The sequence below is a fragment of the Flectobacillus major DSM 103 genome, from assembly GCF_000427405.1.
In the GTDB taxonomy this organism is placed as follows: Bacteria; Bacteroidota; Bacteroidia; order Cytophagales; family Spirosomataceae; genus Flectobacillus; species Flectobacillus major.
The window spans coordinates 1,188,184-1,203,504 of sequence record NZ_KE386491.1; the positions used below are offsets into that span (position 1 = coordinate 1,188,184).

Annotated in this window: 13 protein-coding genes; 8 read left to right on the top strand and 5 right to left on the bottom strand. The window is 36.2% G+C overall.

The window, feature by feature from the left end:
• Window positions 1-295: 295 nt before the first annotated feature.
• Window positions 296-490 (bottom strand): hypothetical protein, encoded by a 195-nt coding sequence (locus tag FLEMA_RS0106775; RefSeq protein ID WP_026994810.1) that lies wholly within the window; start codon window positions 488-490, stop codon window positions 296-298.
• 331 nt (window positions 491-821) lie between these two features.
• Between FLEMA_RS0106775 and FLEMA_RS0106780 the strand changes: the two genes are divergently transcribed.
• Window positions 822-1,394, top strand: a complete 573-nt coding sequence (locus FLEMA_RS0106780; protein WP_026994811.1) for an RNA polymerase sigma factor — start codon at window positions 822-824, stop codon at window positions 1,392-1,394.
• Window positions 1,391-2,101 (top strand): tetratricopeptide repeat protein, encoded by a 711-nt coding sequence (locus FLEMA_RS75950; RefSeq protein WP_052353994.1) that lies wholly within the window; start codon window positions 1,391-1,393, stop codon window positions 2,099-2,101. Before FLEMA_RS0106780 ends, FLEMA_RS75950 begins: the two co-directional genes overlap by 4 nt.
• Here FLEMA_RS75950 and FLEMA_RS0106790 read toward each other — a convergent pair.
• Window positions 2,061-4,679 (bottom strand): CHAT domain-containing protein, encoded by a 2,619-nt coding sequence (locus FLEMA_RS0106790; RefSeq protein WP_026994812.1) that lies wholly within the window; start codon window positions 4,677-4,679, stop codon window positions 2,061-2,063. The two genes, FLEMA_RS75950 and FLEMA_RS0106790, sit on opposite strands and share 41 nt — an antisense overlap.
• A 439-nt stretch (window positions 4,680-5,118) precedes the next feature.
• Here FLEMA_RS0106790 and FLEMA_RS75955 point away from each other — a divergent pair, with 439 nt between their 5' ends.
• A complete protein-coding gene (locus tag FLEMA_RS75955) occupies window positions 5,119-6,111 on the top strand; it encodes a matrixin family metalloprotease (RefSeq protein WP_052353995.1) in 993 nt (330 codons plus the stop codon).
• 14 nt (window positions 6,112-6,125) lie between these two features.
• On the opposite strand, the gene FLEMA_RS0106800 is transcribed toward FLEMA_RS75955, so the two are convergent.
• On the bottom strand, window positions 6,126-7,208 hold the full coding sequence (locus FLEMA_RS0106800) for a PorP/SprF family type IX secretion system membrane protein (RefSeq protein ID WP_026994813.1): 1,083 nt from the start codon (window positions 7,206-7,208) through the stop codon (window positions 6,126-6,128).
• Between the two features lie 78 nt (window positions 7,209-7,286).
• Here FLEMA_RS0106800 and FLEMA_RS0106805 point away from each other — a divergent pair, with 78 nt between their 5' ends.
• From FLEMA_RS0106805 to FLEMA_RS0106825, 4 genes are all read left to right on the top strand, one after another.
• Window positions 7,287-10,667, top strand: coding sequence for a PKD domain-containing protein (locus tag FLEMA_RS0106805; RefSeq protein WP_159102658.1), 3,381 nt, complete (start codon window positions 7,287-7,289; stop codon window positions 10,665-10,667).
• Between the two features lie 93 nt (window positions 10,668-10,760).
• The gene (locus FLEMA_RS75960) at window positions 10,761-11,249 is read left to right on the top strand and encodes a hypothetical protein (protein WP_026994815.1); all 489 of its coding nucleotides are present in this window, start codon (window positions 10,761-10,763) and stop codon (window positions 11,247-11,249) included.
• A gap of 254 nt (window positions 11,250-11,503) precedes the next feature.
• Window positions 11,504-12,508 (top strand): LacI family DNA-binding transcriptional regulator, encoded by a 1,005-nt coding sequence (locus FLEMA_RS0106820; protein ID WP_052353996.1) that lies wholly within the window; start codon window positions 11,504-11,506, stop codon window positions 12,506-12,508.
• A gap of 99 nt (window positions 12,509-12,607) precedes the next feature.
• Window positions 12,608-13,579, top strand: a complete 972-nt coding sequence (locus tag FLEMA_RS0106825; protein ID WP_026994817.1) for an aldo/keto reductase — start codon at window positions 12,608-12,610, stop codon at window positions 13,577-13,579.
• 239 nt (window positions 13,580-13,818) lie between these two features.
• Here the strand turns inward: FLEMA_RS0106825 and FLEMA_RS0106830 are convergent, their stop codons facing one another.
• Complete coding sequence (locus tag FLEMA_RS0106830) at window positions 13,819-14,187, bottom strand: DoxX family protein (RefSeq protein ID WP_044174426.1); 369 nt, start codon at window positions 14,185-14,187, stop codon at window positions 13,819-13,821.
• A 90-nt stretch (window positions 14,188-14,277) separates the two neighbouring features.
• On the opposite strand from FLEMA_RS0106830, the gene FLEMA_RS0106835 reads away from it, so the two are divergent.
• Complete coding sequence (locus FLEMA_RS0106835; protein WP_026994819.1) at window positions 14,278-14,619, top strand: winged helix-turn-helix transcriptional regulator; 342 nt, start codon at window positions 14,278-14,280, stop codon at window positions 14,617-14,619.
• A 111-nt stretch (window positions 14,620-14,730) separates the two neighbouring features.
• On the opposite strand, the gene FLEMA_RS0106840 is transcribed toward FLEMA_RS0106835, so the two are convergent.
• On the bottom strand, window positions 14,731-15,168 hold the full coding sequence (locus FLEMA_RS0106840) for a Fur family transcriptional regulator (protein ID WP_310587206.1): 438 nt from the start codon (window positions 15,166-15,168) through the stop codon (window positions 14,731-14,733).
• Between the last annotated feature and the right edge of the window lie 153 nt (window positions 15,169-15,321).

A 15,321-nucleotide genomic window follows, 5' to 3' on the forward strand; every position in this document is an offset into this window, starting at 1 on the left:
AAAAGTAAATAGGACTACCCTTTACAGGCAGATTAATTACCTAGTTAATGGTTTCTACACCTTTATAGATTCAAGTAGCACCTATCTACTCCCAACGATTCTATTATCAATGAAAGCACCTTAAAGGTATTTGCTTCATCTTGGTTTAAGCTATATTTTTCCAAACAGATTCTTAAAATAAAGAAAGTTTAAACAGTTTTTTCACAAAGGCTTTATTTTCTATTTATATTTGACCAAAAAAAAACTACTAGAGCAAAGCTCTAGTAGTTTTGAAATAAGACTAATCTTCTCTTGTTTATCTTGGGCCAGTACCTCCACCTGAAGATGGTAACGTTGGGGGTGTCAAATCATTAGAGCCCTTTACCAACAGTGTGTCTGTTTTTACTTTTAGGGTTGTTATTTGAGTGCTTGGTTGAGGTTCCAATACATCATTTTGGCAAGAGGTTAAACCGATAGTTGCCAATACCATTAATACCAATAAAGCTTTCATGTGTTTAGTGTTTAAATGTTCCATGGAGCTATTCCATGGTCAAGCAAAAGCACTTGACACACTTATATGTTTTTAGAATAACTGGATGTGAGTTGTTATAGAATGTTACAGCAAAATTTATTGCTATACCTATATTTTTTTAGAAAATCCTACACAGGATTTTCTAAAAAAATGTAACGTTTTAATAGCCAGAAGGAATTAAAGTTAGAATACAGCTAATCTGCTTATTGAGAATTGTTTAAAAAATTAAAAAGGTTATTCAATTATATATTAGTTGCCATATTCAACACAATCATTTGTAATTTTACTGAACCTTCAAGCTTAAAATGTTATGAGTCAAACTTTTAATGTGCATGAGATACTAAGAATCATTAATCATGGAGACAACAGAGAGCTAGATCAAGTGGTAACTTATTTGTATCGGAACTTTAGGGCCAAAGTTGCATCGCAGGTATTTATGGAAAGAGGAACTTATGAAGATGGGAAAGACATCTTTGAAGAAACCTTGATAACTTTCCTTGAAAATTGTAGAACAGGAACATTTACAGCGAGGTCGCATCGGGAATTAGAGGTGTATATTAAAAAAATCGCTCACAATAAGTGGCTAAAACATTGTGAGTCAAAAAATCGCCGAATAGAAAGAGAGCAAAAATACACTAAACTTAGCGATGGAAAGGATGCCAGTACTCCTTTGGCAATAATGGTTGACAACGAAGATAAAAACAAGGCTATTACGATATTTAAAAAGCTAGATGAAATCTGTCAGAAAATTTTGATAGCTTTCTACATTGATGGCTTAAGCTTGGACGAGATAGCCCAAAAGTATGAGCTTGGTACTGCAGAGGCAGTTAAATTACGTAAATTTAGATGTGTAAAAAAACTTAGAGAACTATTATTACAATGAAACTAGATAATGAATACGATAGATTTGATGCGATTGAACGTTTTTGTAAAGGAGTATTAACTTCTTCTGAAAATGAAATATTTATCAATGCTCTACACGATGACTCAACGCTTTTGCAAGAAGTAAATGAGTATAAAAACCTATTAGAAGTTATGAGAAAAGCAAATCTTGAAAATCAAATCAAAACAACTTTAGCTCGACTAGAAGCAGAAGAGCCTATTACTACCTTAGCCAATGAGGGTAATATTAATACAATGTCGCAACGAAAAGGTATCATTATTAAGTATATAGGGGCTTTGGCAGCAGCTTGTGTTATATTTATATTGTATGTTTCTTTGGCCACTGTGCAATTGCCCGGAACCGAAAATGACCTTAATGTTGTACGTGATATAGACCCTACCGTACTAAACCCTATACAGAAATCGGCTTATGATCATTTTTATACAGGACAATTGCATATTGCCGATGGCCAGTTTGAAGCAGCCGTATTAAATTTTAAAGAAGTCCTTAATACACCCAATTTAAGAAAATACTTTGCAGAGGCAACTCAATGGCATTTGGTAATAGCCTATTTTAAAAGTGGCAATATTAAGGAAGCCGAAAAGCTTTATGATACTTTAACTTCTTGCTCTGATTGTGTTTATCATGTAAGTATGCTAAATCGTTCTAAGATTTGGTGGCAAATATTTTGGGCCAAAGTATTTTAAATTTCTTTGTTCGAGCTAGTAAATAGGCCAATATCAGTATAAAAAGAATAATGCCAATACCCCAAAAACTCTGATGCTTTGGTGGATATATAGCTTCAGCACTACCACTTAAGATTAGATTAGCCCAGAAAAAGGGATGGTTTAAATCACCAAATTGTTCCGATTGAATAAAGTCTATTTTTGCTTTTTGAAGAGCTAAGTCTTTAGGAATTCCTTCATTGATGTATTCAAAAAAAATATTACTAATGAAGTCACTTGACCGGTCGTGGGCTTGCCATTGTGCTGCAACAACGGCATGTGCTCCTGCTCGTACAAACGCATAAGATAACGACATAACTCCTTCATGATTTTCAAGATGCCCTGTTCCACTTTTACACGAAGCTAGCATTACGAGCTTATATCGAGTAAGGGGTAATCCTAATGCTTCGTAGAAGCCTAATTTAGAGGCTGTTTTGTCGGCGAGAGGATATAAAAAAAGATAAGATTTTTTACTTTGGAGTGTATCGCTAACAGAGTGAGTTACCAAATTTAGTACATTATAATAGGGGAGTTTTGTCATCAGTTGTGCTTTGGTAGCAGCTCGATCGTTTAGCCATAATTGCCCCTCAGCTGGTTTAATGATTCTTGAACGAAGAGCCTTAAAGGTGTCTTGCTCAATAATATGGGTTTGTGTAAAAGGAGTAGCTGTAAGGATTCGATTAGAGGATAAGGCTTCTCTAGGAGTTGAAGAAATAAAGTTTTGTCCTGAATAAGTATAGCTTATAGCATAGTGCCTAATCAAGTAATCAGATATGATTTTTCCTGTTTCGAGTGTCTCAAATGGCAAATAATTAAGGATACCTTCTCTTGCTAATACCAGTCTTTGGGTATTGTGGAGGTTCCGCTCTATTGGTTTCAATAGCCAATCATAAAGTTGGATAGCTTCTTTCTGGCCATTATACTCGTTCCATTGAGGATTAATATTGAGTTTAGGAAGAAAAGAGCGAAGCGTATTAGCTAAACTATTATCCTGTAGAGATAGCTTTTTTACTTGTATCAAATCTGATTTAATCAAAAATATATACAATAAATTAGGCGACCTCAACGAGTAGCTAATAAACGCCGTATTTTGGGGCAATTTTTGTTTAATATCAGTCGCTAGTGATTGATTATCAAAAGATAGCACTGACCCTACAGGAGATAATTTCGCAATTTTATTGTTTAGGCTTGTTAGTTGTAGCTCCTTTTCCAGTAATAACGTTTTAATGCTGTCGAGCTTACTTTTACTATTATCTTGCCATAAAGACTGTTTGAGTTCTGCAATAAAATGGTTGATTGTTTTCTGCTGTTGCACAAGGCTACTTGTTTCCTTAGAGGGTTGTATTTTATTGACATAATCGTTTAGGGCAATAGCTCTGGTGCTTTCGATAATACTGAATAATAAATTTGCTTTATCATCGGTTGGATTGGTCTGGTAAAAATGATATGCAACATCTATTGCTTCGTCAAATATAGATGTACTTATAGAAGTAAAGGTGGATTTATCTTCTTCATAATCAATGCCTTGCCTGTAGTTTTCGGCTATGAGTATAGCTAAATGATAGGTTTTGGTACTTAGTCTTAATGTTGAGATTTGCTTAGTTTGTTGATAATATTTGTACAATAATTGAGCCTTTAGGGCAAGTAACTGGAACAAGGTATTATTGCCAAGAATAATCTGCGATAAAGCAGGGTTTTGACTTATATTGTCTGAAGAAAAGTCGAGTACTATGGCCGATAAACCTTTTTGAGTCCAATTTAAGGCTTCAATTATATCTTTACTTTTAGAGGAATTATTGGCCATTACAGCGTAACATTTGGCTAGGTATACCCCTTTTGTTATGTGACGGGATGCATAGATACCAATAGCCTTCCTAAGAAAGTAATTACTTTCTTTATAATTTGTACTATATGATTTGAGTTGAGCTATTTGCAAGTAGAGTTTTGTTTCAAATTGAATATCTGTTTGATTGTTTGGCTTATTTTTGTAAATCTCAATAGCTTGTTTAAAATAAGATTCAGCCAGTTCTGGTTTACCCCTCTTAAAAGCATTCCATCCTATAGATGCCAAAATTTGTAATTTATTGAAAGTGCCAAAACCTCTTCTCTGAATTTCTTTGTATATTTTGTATGCTTTATCGTATTCAGTCATGTAGTCATAAACGTTCGCCAGATGATTGAGTATAATTAATTCATAGTCGTCTAAATGATATTTTATACATGCAATTCTAGCTTTTTCTAAACAATTGATAGCTTTTGAATACTGAGCCAACTCTCGGTAATGCACGCCTTGATTTCCCCAATAACTAGTATAAAAATTGGGAAATTCTGTTTCAATAGAAGGTTCTTTATTCAATAAATCATTAGCTTGTTCAAAATAAAAGCTAGAAGAATCATTTACCATGAGTTGTGAATAACTCGCAATCATATAAGTGTAAATGAGAAATTTAAAACTAGGCTTTAGCGATGGTGATTTCTGTAAATACATAAGCCCCTCCCTTCCTAGGGTATTTACCTTCTCTAGGGCTTCAATATTTCCGATGCTATAAGTATCATTCATTTTTTGAAGAAGATCTTGTATTTTCTTCTCTGCTTGTTTTGATACTTTCGGCTTAGAATCAACGGTGGCTGTCCTTTCTTTGGCACAGATAAAAAATGTCTTCGAAAAAAATATATACGTCAATAGTAACTTTATACAAGTTGGCAGAAATTTCATACGGTTAAGATAGACTTATTTGTGAATGTGTGTTAGTACTGACAGATTTTTCTTCAATATAGATGGAAGCAAGAATTTGTATTGTCTTAGTAATTAACAATTTAATAAAATTGGAAGTCAAATCAAACATTTGTTTGTTTAGTGTATAAACAAAGGGGATGAATTAATAAAAAAATAATAAATGGTGATTCTACAGGGTTCTATTATTGCTATACGATACGGAAATATTCAATAAAGATTTGATGAATAAGGTCAATTTATAATATTTTTAAAACAAGAATTTATGAAAAATAAGCTACTTTATTATGTATGTATTTCGAGTATAGTATGGTTGGTGGGCTGTGAACAAGAGCTAGAAAAAGCTACACCAGTGGCCTTAATTAGTGTGCAGCACCGTTCGGATGTTATCCAGCCTTCTAATAACTGTGTATTCAAATATAAATTAGCGAATATATATGGTGGCATGGATAATCAAGCTCAGCAAAATGCTATTACGCAAGCCGTAGGGTTATGGCAACATCTCAATAAAAATATTCAATTTGTGTCATTTTTAGTAGAAGACAGATGTGATATTTTGGTGAAATACGTAGCCGCTGGCACGATTAGTACGCAGACAGAATTAAATACAAGTGGGTTTGTAAAATTTCCTTTGATAGGTAAAAGTATTGCTCGCTTAGTGAATGGCCGATATGAAATTCTTTTAGACAGTACGCATAAATGGACAAAGGAAACCTTAGCCAAGGCTGTGGCTTATCATGTAGGTTATATGTTGGGTATGCCACCTTCAAAAGAACCAAATTCTGTGATGTATCCTTATTTATCGAGTAGTAGGCTTGGGAGTAATAATAATGATTCTCTATCCATTAATTTATTATATCCCAAGCCTTGTAGGAATGCCGACTTCCGCTATTTGCCAATAACTACACAAGTAAAGGATACAACCTTAGTGAAATTATTACTTGATAAAAAAGGTACGATTAAAGTGACTGCTTCTGGACAAATTTATGTGGGACTATGGCTTGGGTATTCTACACCCGATGGAATAGATAAAGGGTTATTCAATTTCCCGATTATAGGGTATAATACAATCCCAGGGTTTAATCATGCCGTTTTGATGTATAAATTAAATTATGAAAATGAATGGCACTCTTGTGGACATAGTTGCGAAATTCCAGTTGATAATGTAGGCGAATACATTGAATTACTATTTGATATAAATTCCAATGCCAAACAAGATGACGTAGGAGCATATAGTGTGAATTTAGATTATAAGTAAGCATACAAATCACATTACCAAGGCTTGAAGAGTGTCCGTTTGGTACATTGAGGTAAATGGCGGTCGCCTGCTTTAGTACCCTTAAAGTTGACATAGCCAAAACTTAACCATAAAGAAAGCTCGATTGTACCACCACTTCGCCAGCTTAATGACGACACCGTTACATCGTAGCTAATTCCTAGCCTAAATTTTTCTTGCTCATACCCCATCAAAACAACGATGGCATCTTGCTGGGGTATATCTTTATAAGTCCGTAACGGAATCCCTCTGTACCAAAGTCCAAGTACAATAGGAGTGTACCTTGTGGTTATTCCTAGGTCGAGCATCATACTTTGTCCTTGGCTTCGGAAATATCCAGTAAAGCCAAGGGTACTTTCATCTTCCGTATCTTGATACCACCATGGAAGATTTATGGGCATTTTGTAGGAGGCGTGTACACCAAGATGAGGAAGCGGTAAAGAATAGTTGACACCTTTTAGTAATTTATCAAAATGATGTAAGGCTACACCCATTTGAAACCCTCTCATATTTACATTGTAAACGCTACCTTGTCGACTGTTTTGGTGAGCCTCATACAATAAACCAAGAGAAAAGTCAAAAAAGTTTTGGGTAAAACGCCCACTGCTGTTAGCTAAGGGGTCTAGGCTAGTATTGGCAATGCCAGTGGCAGAATATTGGTCGATAAACTTTAGCCCATCTGTTGTAAAAGACCTATTGATATATGAAGCTTTTAAACCTGCCGTAAATCCACTTAATTCTCCTCCAACTCGGTATGACATTAATCCAGAGCCAGTTGACTGTCTGAAGTTTTCAGATTCTTGTTCTAACATCACTTGCATTCCTAGCGAAAGGCGTTTTTCATCATCAATATTGGCATCGTAAGAAGCGGAGGTAGTTTGGTAAATAAACCCAAGTCCAAGCCATTGTTTTCTAAAATTCGATATAAAACGCGACCCCTTGGTATGTCCCGTAAATGCAGGATTATATACCAGAGGGTTATTATGAAATTGTGAAAACTGTGGGTCTTGAGCCAAACAAGTATGAATACATACAAGAATCAAGGAAATGAAAGTGATGATATTTTTTGGATGATTCATGTAACAATAGCTTGAATGTTGGGAATTTAAGTTGATTTATAATCAATATTCCCGCTCACAATCTATATGTTACTAGCTATGAAAAATATAATTTTGGTTTTGATACTTCTATTTGTACCAATGTTACTTAAAGGACAAAATAGAGCAGATTTTGAAATTTGTGGAAAAGATGGCTGTACGGGTCTAATATGTATTTCGCCAACAGATACATTATATGATGTTAAAATCAATATTAAATTACCAACATCGTGTACCGTGACAAAGTTTGAAGTGGATTGGGGAGATGGAACCATAGAAAGCTTTACAATGCCTACCAATCTCGAAAAACCCCATACCTATAATCTTAAAAGTTTTTTAAAATCATGTTTTGTCGATACCAAACCGTTTAAAATTTTTGTTACACCCAACTGTATCAATACGGATAAAGGACAAACATTAACTTTTAATAAAAAACCAACAGCGGCAATTGGATTATTGCAAGATGCCTGCGAAGGTAAGCCCATTAACCTTCAAAACAACTCTTGTCCTGCCAACTCAAGTGATATTACCTATCTGTGGGATTTAGGAAATGGTCAAACCAGTACAAGTTTTCAACCAATAATTAGTGCTGCTAATGTAAATAGTTCTCCCTATAAAGTAAAACTTACTGTAAATTCTAATTTATGTGGTTCTAGCTCAGCAGACATAAGTATTCCTGTCAAGAAATTCCCAGTTGCCAACTACAAGACTACTGGCTATACCGTATCAAATCAAGATACAGTAGTTTGTTTGTCTAATGGCGGTATTTTAACATTAGACGGTACTGTGTCAATAGATGAATCTCGGTATTTTTGGGAAATAACAGGTGGAACATACACTTTTCTTGACAATACAAATCGAAATTCTCCAATAATCAAGATCCAACTTAAAGAAACCAAAAATTATAGTATTAGCCTAAAAGCCATTAATGATTGTGGCGAATCTCAACCCTTAGTATGTGTACACAGGGTGGTTGACTCTCCTAATCTATCTATAACTCAACAGCCCGACGTTTGTACTCCTATCAAGTACAAAATTCCTAATTTTATTACAGGAGCCACTTATACACTTAATGGAAACCCTATTAGAGAAAATGAGGAGATAGATATTCCTCTGTCTAATACTCCTAATGTTGTGGTAGGAACATTGAGTAATATGTGTGGACAACAAGTGGTACGCGATACCTTTTATGTGTCGGCACCTCAAGTAGCAAGAATTCTATCTTTTCGTGATACCACCGTGTGTGCTGGCTCGCCAGTATTGGCACTAACCACGAATGTTCAAACGGGGGCTTGGGCAGGACAATTTATAGTTAATAGAAACCAATTTTCTCCTTCAACAGTGGGTACTTATCTTCTTACCTATACCAATGGTAGTGGATCCTGTGCTAGTTCAGACCAAGCCAAGGTTACTGTTGTAGGTGTAAATATTACAACGCAAGATGTTAGTGTATGTCAAGGCCAACCATTTGTCGTATTGAAAGGCACACCCATAACAGGCGTATGGTCTACAGCAAGTTGTCCTAGTTGTACTATAAAAAATGATACTCTTTTTTTAACAGGAGGTATCAGCTCAAATCTTCAAATGGTATATAAGGTTACTGAAAATGGTTGTTCTTTCGAAAAAAAAGCTGTAGTTACCATTGGCAGTGCCAAGGCTGATTTTTCCATAAATGGTACATGCCTAGGGCAACCAATAACAGTTGCGAATTTGTCAACAGGTACAAACACGTATCGGTGGTTTTTAAATGGAGTTATGATTTCAACCGACCCAACCCCCAACCTTTCCAATATTGTGTCAGGAGTCAATACTGTAGTATTTGAAGTTACTTCTGGTACTTGTAAAGACGAGCTTACTAAGCAATTTAGGGTAGTAGCACCGCCCAGTAGTGCTGATTTTTCTACAAATGTAGCAGAAGGTTGTGGGCCTCTGGATATTGTGTTTACTCCTTCAGGAATCGCCAATAGCGATGTTAATTATGATTGGGACTTTGGCAATGGCAATACTAGCTCCTTGTTTCAGCCAACAATACAAACATTTACCAATCAAAGTTCGTCGCCAAAAAAATATAAAGTTATTTTCAAGGCTTCAAATACTTGTGGTACTATAAATACCGAAAAAGAAATAACCCTAAAACCGATTCCTATTGCCAAGATAGGGGTAGATTCTACTGTAGTACGCTGTTCTCCCGCCAATATTTTATTTTCGAACCGCTCAAAAGGAAATAATAGCGATATATCTTGGGATTGGGGAGATGGTAAAGTAGAGCATTCCATCGCCGATACATTGAGACATTTGTTTGCGGCAACAGACACTATCAAAACTTATGTTGTAAAATTATCTGTTAAAAATGATTGTGCTGTTAGCCAAGATACCGTTGCTATAAAAGTATACCCCAATACTGTAATTCCATTATTCTCTATGAGCCAAAGTATTGTTTGTCCAAACGATACCATTTTGTTTTTGGATAGCACAAAGCCAATTCCTGATAAATGGGTATGGAAATTTGGCGATGGTACAGGGCCAGTGATGGCAAGCAATCCTAAGCATATCTTTTTACAACCCAACCAAACTTTTACCATAACACTGATTGCTTATACGCAGTGCGGGTATGATTCTGTACAAAGGCAAATCAAAACCAGAGACATACCTAAGGGCGACTTCAATGTTCCTAGGCTAATGTGTGTAGGGGCACCTGTTGTATTTAATAATTTGAGTGATATTAATCTATATTCGGCTAAGTGGAATTTTGGAGATAACTCGTCTATTGATTCTATTAATTTTTCGCCAAAACATCAATATACCTCTGGAGGAGACAAAACGGTTATAATGTCATTAATTGACTACAGAACAAGGTGCAAAAATGATATTGTTAAACGAATTTATATAAGCCCCAAGGTAAAAGCTAGTTTTGAGCTAGTGAGTGATTCTATCGCCTGTTCGCCAGCAACTATACGTTTTATCAATAAGTCGCTTAATGCAAATACTTACTCTTGGCGATTTAGTGATGGTCGGTCTTCTGAAGCTGAGTCGCCAGAGATAAATTTTACGGCAGGACATTACGAGGCATATCTTCAGGCTTCCCTCAATGGTGTCTGTCAGGATTCTACTTCTGCTGTTACGTTTGTTGTAGATTCTTGTAAGGTTTTCTTTCCAGAGGTATTTACGCCTAATAATGATGGCATCGGCGACAGATATACCATTTTTGGTACAGGAATAAAAATAATCAAATCTTTAATTATTAGAAATAAATGGGGGGAAGTCGTTTTTAAAAATGAAAATTTCTTGCCCAATATTACTGCCTATGGATGGGACGGATATTACCTCGGAAATCCAGCCCCCAATGGTATTTATGTGTATGAGGTCGAGCTTGAGCTTTATGGAAAACCTCCCGAAAAAATGCCTATTGGATATATTAATCTCATGAGAAAGTACGAATAGTCTTTAGCTTACAGTAACCAAACGGAGTTGACTGGGAATATAAAGATAAAAAACTAATAGTTCCTCAATTATTACCAAACAAATTCTTTTATTATGAAAAAAAATATTATCAAAATCGCAATCGTTGTATTTCTCTCTATTGCAGGTAAACAAGCTAATGCACAGTATGTTACAAAAGGTGTCAAGCTGTTTGATTTAGGTATTCAACCTCCAAAATATGGTACACTCTTTACTGCGAACGCCAGATTTGGGGTAGCCGACAATATTGCTGTAGGGCCTCAATTAGAGTATTATTCATCAGATTTCAGCTCTAGTTGGGGCTTATTTGCTAGAGGCGAATACCATTTTGGCCAAGCCTTAAATTTACCCGAAAACGCAAGTGTTTATGTAGGAGCAACATTAGGAAAGTTTCTTGAAACTGGAGCTGAAATATTTGGCACAGGCTTAATTGGTGGGTCATATTTATTTAATGATAAAATAGGAGCTCATGCTGGAGTACGTTTTGGCCTTATTAATGCAAGCGGTTATAATTCAGGTTTTGGTACATTTAATTTTGGCGTTTCCTTTAGAATAGCTGAATAAATACTAAAAGTAAGCTTCGTATTGCTATTGCTGATTATTATAAATATGGTTTGTTTTTAGTATTCAGGGGGGGATTTTACCCCCTGAAATATTCATTAGTATTTGCTCCAAAGCATAGAAAAAAAGGAATATTTGAATGATTGTTGGGTTATCGAAGTTATTTTATGGGGTATCAAAAGAAATGCTTGCTTTCAGAAGGCTTTGTTTGATAATAACTTCGGTATATTCACGAGAAAAATACAAATATTAATGCTTTGAAGTCTAAAATTAATATACAAACCATTGCCAAAGCCTTAGGTGTTTCGACCAGTACGGTGTCGAAGGCCCTCAACGATAGCTACGAAATTAGTCAGGAAACCAAGGAACGGATATTGGCTTTTGCACAACAATACGGCTATTCGCCCAATCCTTATGCTAGTAGTCTTAGAAGTAAAAAAAGTAAAACAATAGGGGTTGTCATTCCTGAAGTAGGCAATAGCTTTTTTGCTGCCGTTATAAAGGGTATTGAATCGGTGGCTCGGAAAAAAGGGTATCATGTGTTAATTTATTTGTCTAATGAAAGCTTTGCGAAAGAACAGATTATCCTCAATGAATTTCAGAGTGGTAGGGTAGATGGCATATTGATGTCACTGGCACTCGAAACCAATGCCTTTGGGCATGTCGAAAAGCTGATGGAAAAAGGTATTCCAACGGTTTTTTTTGACAGAACCCCCTATTCTATTATTGCCTCGAAAGTAGTGACCAACGATTTTGAATTGGGCTATCATGCTACACAACATTTGCTCAATAAAGGGTGTCAGAAAATTGCCTATTTGCTACATCGGCATCATCAAGGACATAGCCATCAGCGTATGGAGGGCTTTAGGCAGGCTTTGGCAGATACTCAAATACAGTTGTTACCTTCGCAGCTTATTTATTGTGATTCCAATGTCGACAATATATCAATTACTTCGGCTCTGCAGCAGGGCAGATTCGATGGCCTTATTGTTTCGGCCGAAGAACTGGTTACGCCTTTGTATCAAGTTTGTAAAAAACAACAAATTAGTATTCCTCAACAACTAAAGGTTTTGTCGTTTTGTGATTTTCCTTTGGCTACCGTCTTAACGCCTACGCTTACTACTATCAAGCACCCAGCCTTTCAAATGGGCGAAACCGCAGCCTCAACATTATTTAAGCAAATAGATAAACCCCAAGGGCTTACCAATGAAGTAATTGTGCTAAGGTCAGAAATTATTGAGCGTGAATCTACTCAAGGATAGCAATAACGAAATCGTTTTCGTAAATAAACTAGACCTATTGCCGTTGATACTATCATAAAATGCGTCAAATTTGATGAGAAATCAAAAACAATAAAGACCATGAATTATAGAAAATTTGGAAGAACAGGCTGGGATGTTAGCGAAATTGGCTACGGTATGTGGGGAATGGCTGGCTGGACTGGCTCGGAAGAAAAAGAAATCAACGAAGCCCTAGATAAGGCTATCGAATTGGGTTGTAACTTTTTTGATACTGCTTGGGCGTATGGCGATGGCCTTAGTGAAGAGATTTTGAATAAGGTACTTAAACGACACCAAGAACGTAGGCTGTATGTAGCTACTAAAATTCCACCCAAAAATCGTACTTGGCCGTCAAAACCCCATTTTAGTTTAGAGGAGGTTTTTCCTTCCAACTATATTATTGAATATACCGAAAAAAGCTTGAAAAATTTGGGTGTCGAAACCATTGATTTACAACAGTTTCATGTTTGGGAAGACGCTTGGGCTAATCAAGACGAATGGAAAGAAACCATTACCAAACTCACTAAAGAAGGGAAGGTGCGTTCATGGGGTGTTAGTGTAAACCGCTGGGAGCCAGACAATTGTTTGGAAACACTCAAGACCGATTTGATAGATGCCGTTCAGGTAATTTATAATATTTTTGACCAGTCGCCCGAAGATAATTTGTTGCCGCTGTGTCGTGAAAAAAATATTGGTGTTATTGCTCGTGTGCCTTTTGATGAAGGTACATTAACAGGCACATTAACGAAGGAAACGGTTTTTCCTGCCGATGACTGGCGTTCAACGTATTTTGTGCCAGAAAACCTCCACAGTAGTGTTGACCATGCCGATGCTTTGCGTCCTTTGATTCCTGCCAATATGACTATGGCCGAAATGGCTCTACGCTTTATTTTGGCTAATCGCGATATTGCCACTACTATACCTGGAATGCGTAAAATCAAGAATGTAATTTCTAATATGGGTACTAGCGATGGGCAAACGCTTTCGGATCAACTGATTAAAACCCTCAAAACTCACCGTTGGGACAGGCAGCCTACTGAATGGAGTCAGTAGTTTTTTGCGTATAGATATAATAGTGCGTTTTCAAATAGTACGCTGTAGATGTGTGTTGTACTTTTTGAAGAAATACAACAAATGAGTGAGTTAGTATTAGAATTGTGCAAAGGCTTTTGACAATGGGATGCTAGATATTTGAGATAAAATATTAGCCGTATTGGATGAATAATACAGCTAATCCCGAAATTGTCAAGTTCTCGGTACAAATCATAGCTAACTCACTATTTGTTATATACCTAAGCTGTAGCTTTGGTTTTGTGTAAGTAAATATTGGATACAATCAAAATCACCAATAAAACCAATGGTGTAACAACCGCCGACGAAGCATCGCCACTTTGGAAATGGGCAATACTAGCCGAAATAAAAGTAATTCCAAAGCCTGCATAAGCCCATTCTTTGACCCTGAGGGGTACTTGAGGAATAAGCAAAGCGAATGCTCCGAGGGCTTTGGCAATTCCGAGCTCTACCCGAAAATAATCAGCAAATCCTAGGTGCTTAAACCCTGCTGCTACTTGTGGGTCGGTAAAATACGCAAATACACTAAAAAACATCATTAGCCCAATAATGGCTGTAGTAACCCAATAAATAATCTTGTCTTTTTTCATAAATATGTTGATTTGTTTACTACAAATGTAATTATATTTGCTTTCCATAATATAGCAGTTACCTAAAGGTAAGCAATAGAAAAGCGTACTATGCAAAAAAGAAACCACAAAGAATGTGCTTCGGCGTTGATTCCTGTGCAAGATGCACTCGACGTAATTAGTGGCAAGTGGAAATTACTTATTCTGATTTCGATTGGGTCGGGCAATAACCGATTTAGGCTCATCGAGCGAAGTATTCCGAGGTTGACATCGAAAGTATTAGCCAAGGAGTTGAAGGATTTGGAAGAACATCAACTCATCAAAAGAACTGTTCACGACGAATCGCCCGTGGTAGTAGAATATACTACTACCGAATATTCAGAATCGCTTCAAAGTGTTATTTTGGCTTTGCAGGAATGGGGCCTCCAACACCGCCGACAGATTATTGGGTAATAGTATTAAGTCAAGGTATGGGCAGCCAAAGGGGTATGGTATTTTTGGGTAATTTTTAACTGTCAAGACTTCAGCTTATGTTGTACCCATTTAGTATTTATGCCTTTGGGCTTATTTCTTCTCCTCATTTTTACGGTGAATACAATTCTCTTTTAAGCATTTGCTATAAAATGTTAAAGAGTGATAAAGTACTTCGCACTGAAATGTGTCATTTATCAGATTTTGGATTACCTGAATTCGTGGGTCACAAAACTCGGTAACTAACTGGCATTCAATACATACCAGGTGGTCGTGTTGGCGGCGACCATAAGCCTTTTCGTATCTCGATGATATTTTGTTGCCAAATTGATGCTTCTTAATTAGTTGACACTCAACCAGTATGTCGAGTGTATTATAAATCGTGGCTCTACTAACGTGAAAGTTTTTTGATTTTATCGAAAAAAATAACTCTTCAGCCTCAAAATGGTCATCACGATTATAAATTTCTTCTAAAATGGTAAAACGTTCGTTTGTTTTGCGTAGTCCTTTTATTTCTAAATATTGTGTCAACTGTTTTTTAACAAGCTGGAAACTAGATTGCTCCATCATTATAATGCGTCTGTATGGTATAATACTACTTTATTTTTGGCTATTGATTGTAATTAAGTAAGAGTGCAAAGTTTGCTTATAACTTAAATAAGTAATTAGCTAAAGGCAATCTTA

Coding starts and splice junctions, on each gene's coding strand:
- FLEMA_RS75955 (WP_052353995.1), top strand. CDS start 5,119: ATGAAAAATAAGCTACTTTATTATGTATGTATTTCGAGTATAGTATGG.
- FLEMA_RS0106780 (WP_026994811.1), top strand. CDS start 822: ATGAGTCAAACTTTTAATGTGCATGAGATACTAAGAATCATTAATCAT.
- FLEMA_RS0106800 (WP_026994813.1), bottom strand. CDS start 7,208: ATGAATCATCCAAAAAATATCATCACTTTCATTTCCTTGATTCTTGTA.
- FLEMA_RS0106790 (WP_026994812.1), bottom strand. CDS start 4,679: ATGAATGATACTTATAGCATCGGAAATATTGAAGCCCTAGAGAAGGTA.
- FLEMA_RS0106825 (WP_026994817.1), top strand. CDS start 12,608: ATGAATTATAGAAAATTTGGAAGAACAGGCTGGGATGTTAGCGAAATT.
- FLEMA_RS0106775 (WP_026994810.1), bottom strand. CDS start 490: ATGAAAGCTTTATTGGTATTAATGGTATTGGCAACTATCGGTTTAACC.
- FLEMA_RS0106805 (WP_159102658.1), top strand. CDS start 7,287: ATGAAAAATATAATTTTGGTTTTGATACTTCTATTTGTACCAATGTTA.
- FLEMA_RS75960 (WP_026994815.1), top strand. CDS start 10,761: ATGAAAAAAAATATTATCAAAATCGCAATCGTTGTATTTCTCTCTATT.
- FLEMA_RS75950 (WP_052353994.1), top strand. CDS start 1,391: ATGAAACTAGATAATGAATACGATAGATTTGATGCGATTGAACGTTTT.
- FLEMA_RS0106830 (WP_044174426.1), bottom strand. CDS start 14,187: ATGAAAAAAGACAAGATTATTTATTGGGTTACTACAGCCATTATTGGG.
- FLEMA_RS0106835 (WP_026994819.1), top strand. CDS start 14,278: ATGCAAAAAAGAAACCACAAAGAATGTGCTTCGGCGTTGATTCCTGTG.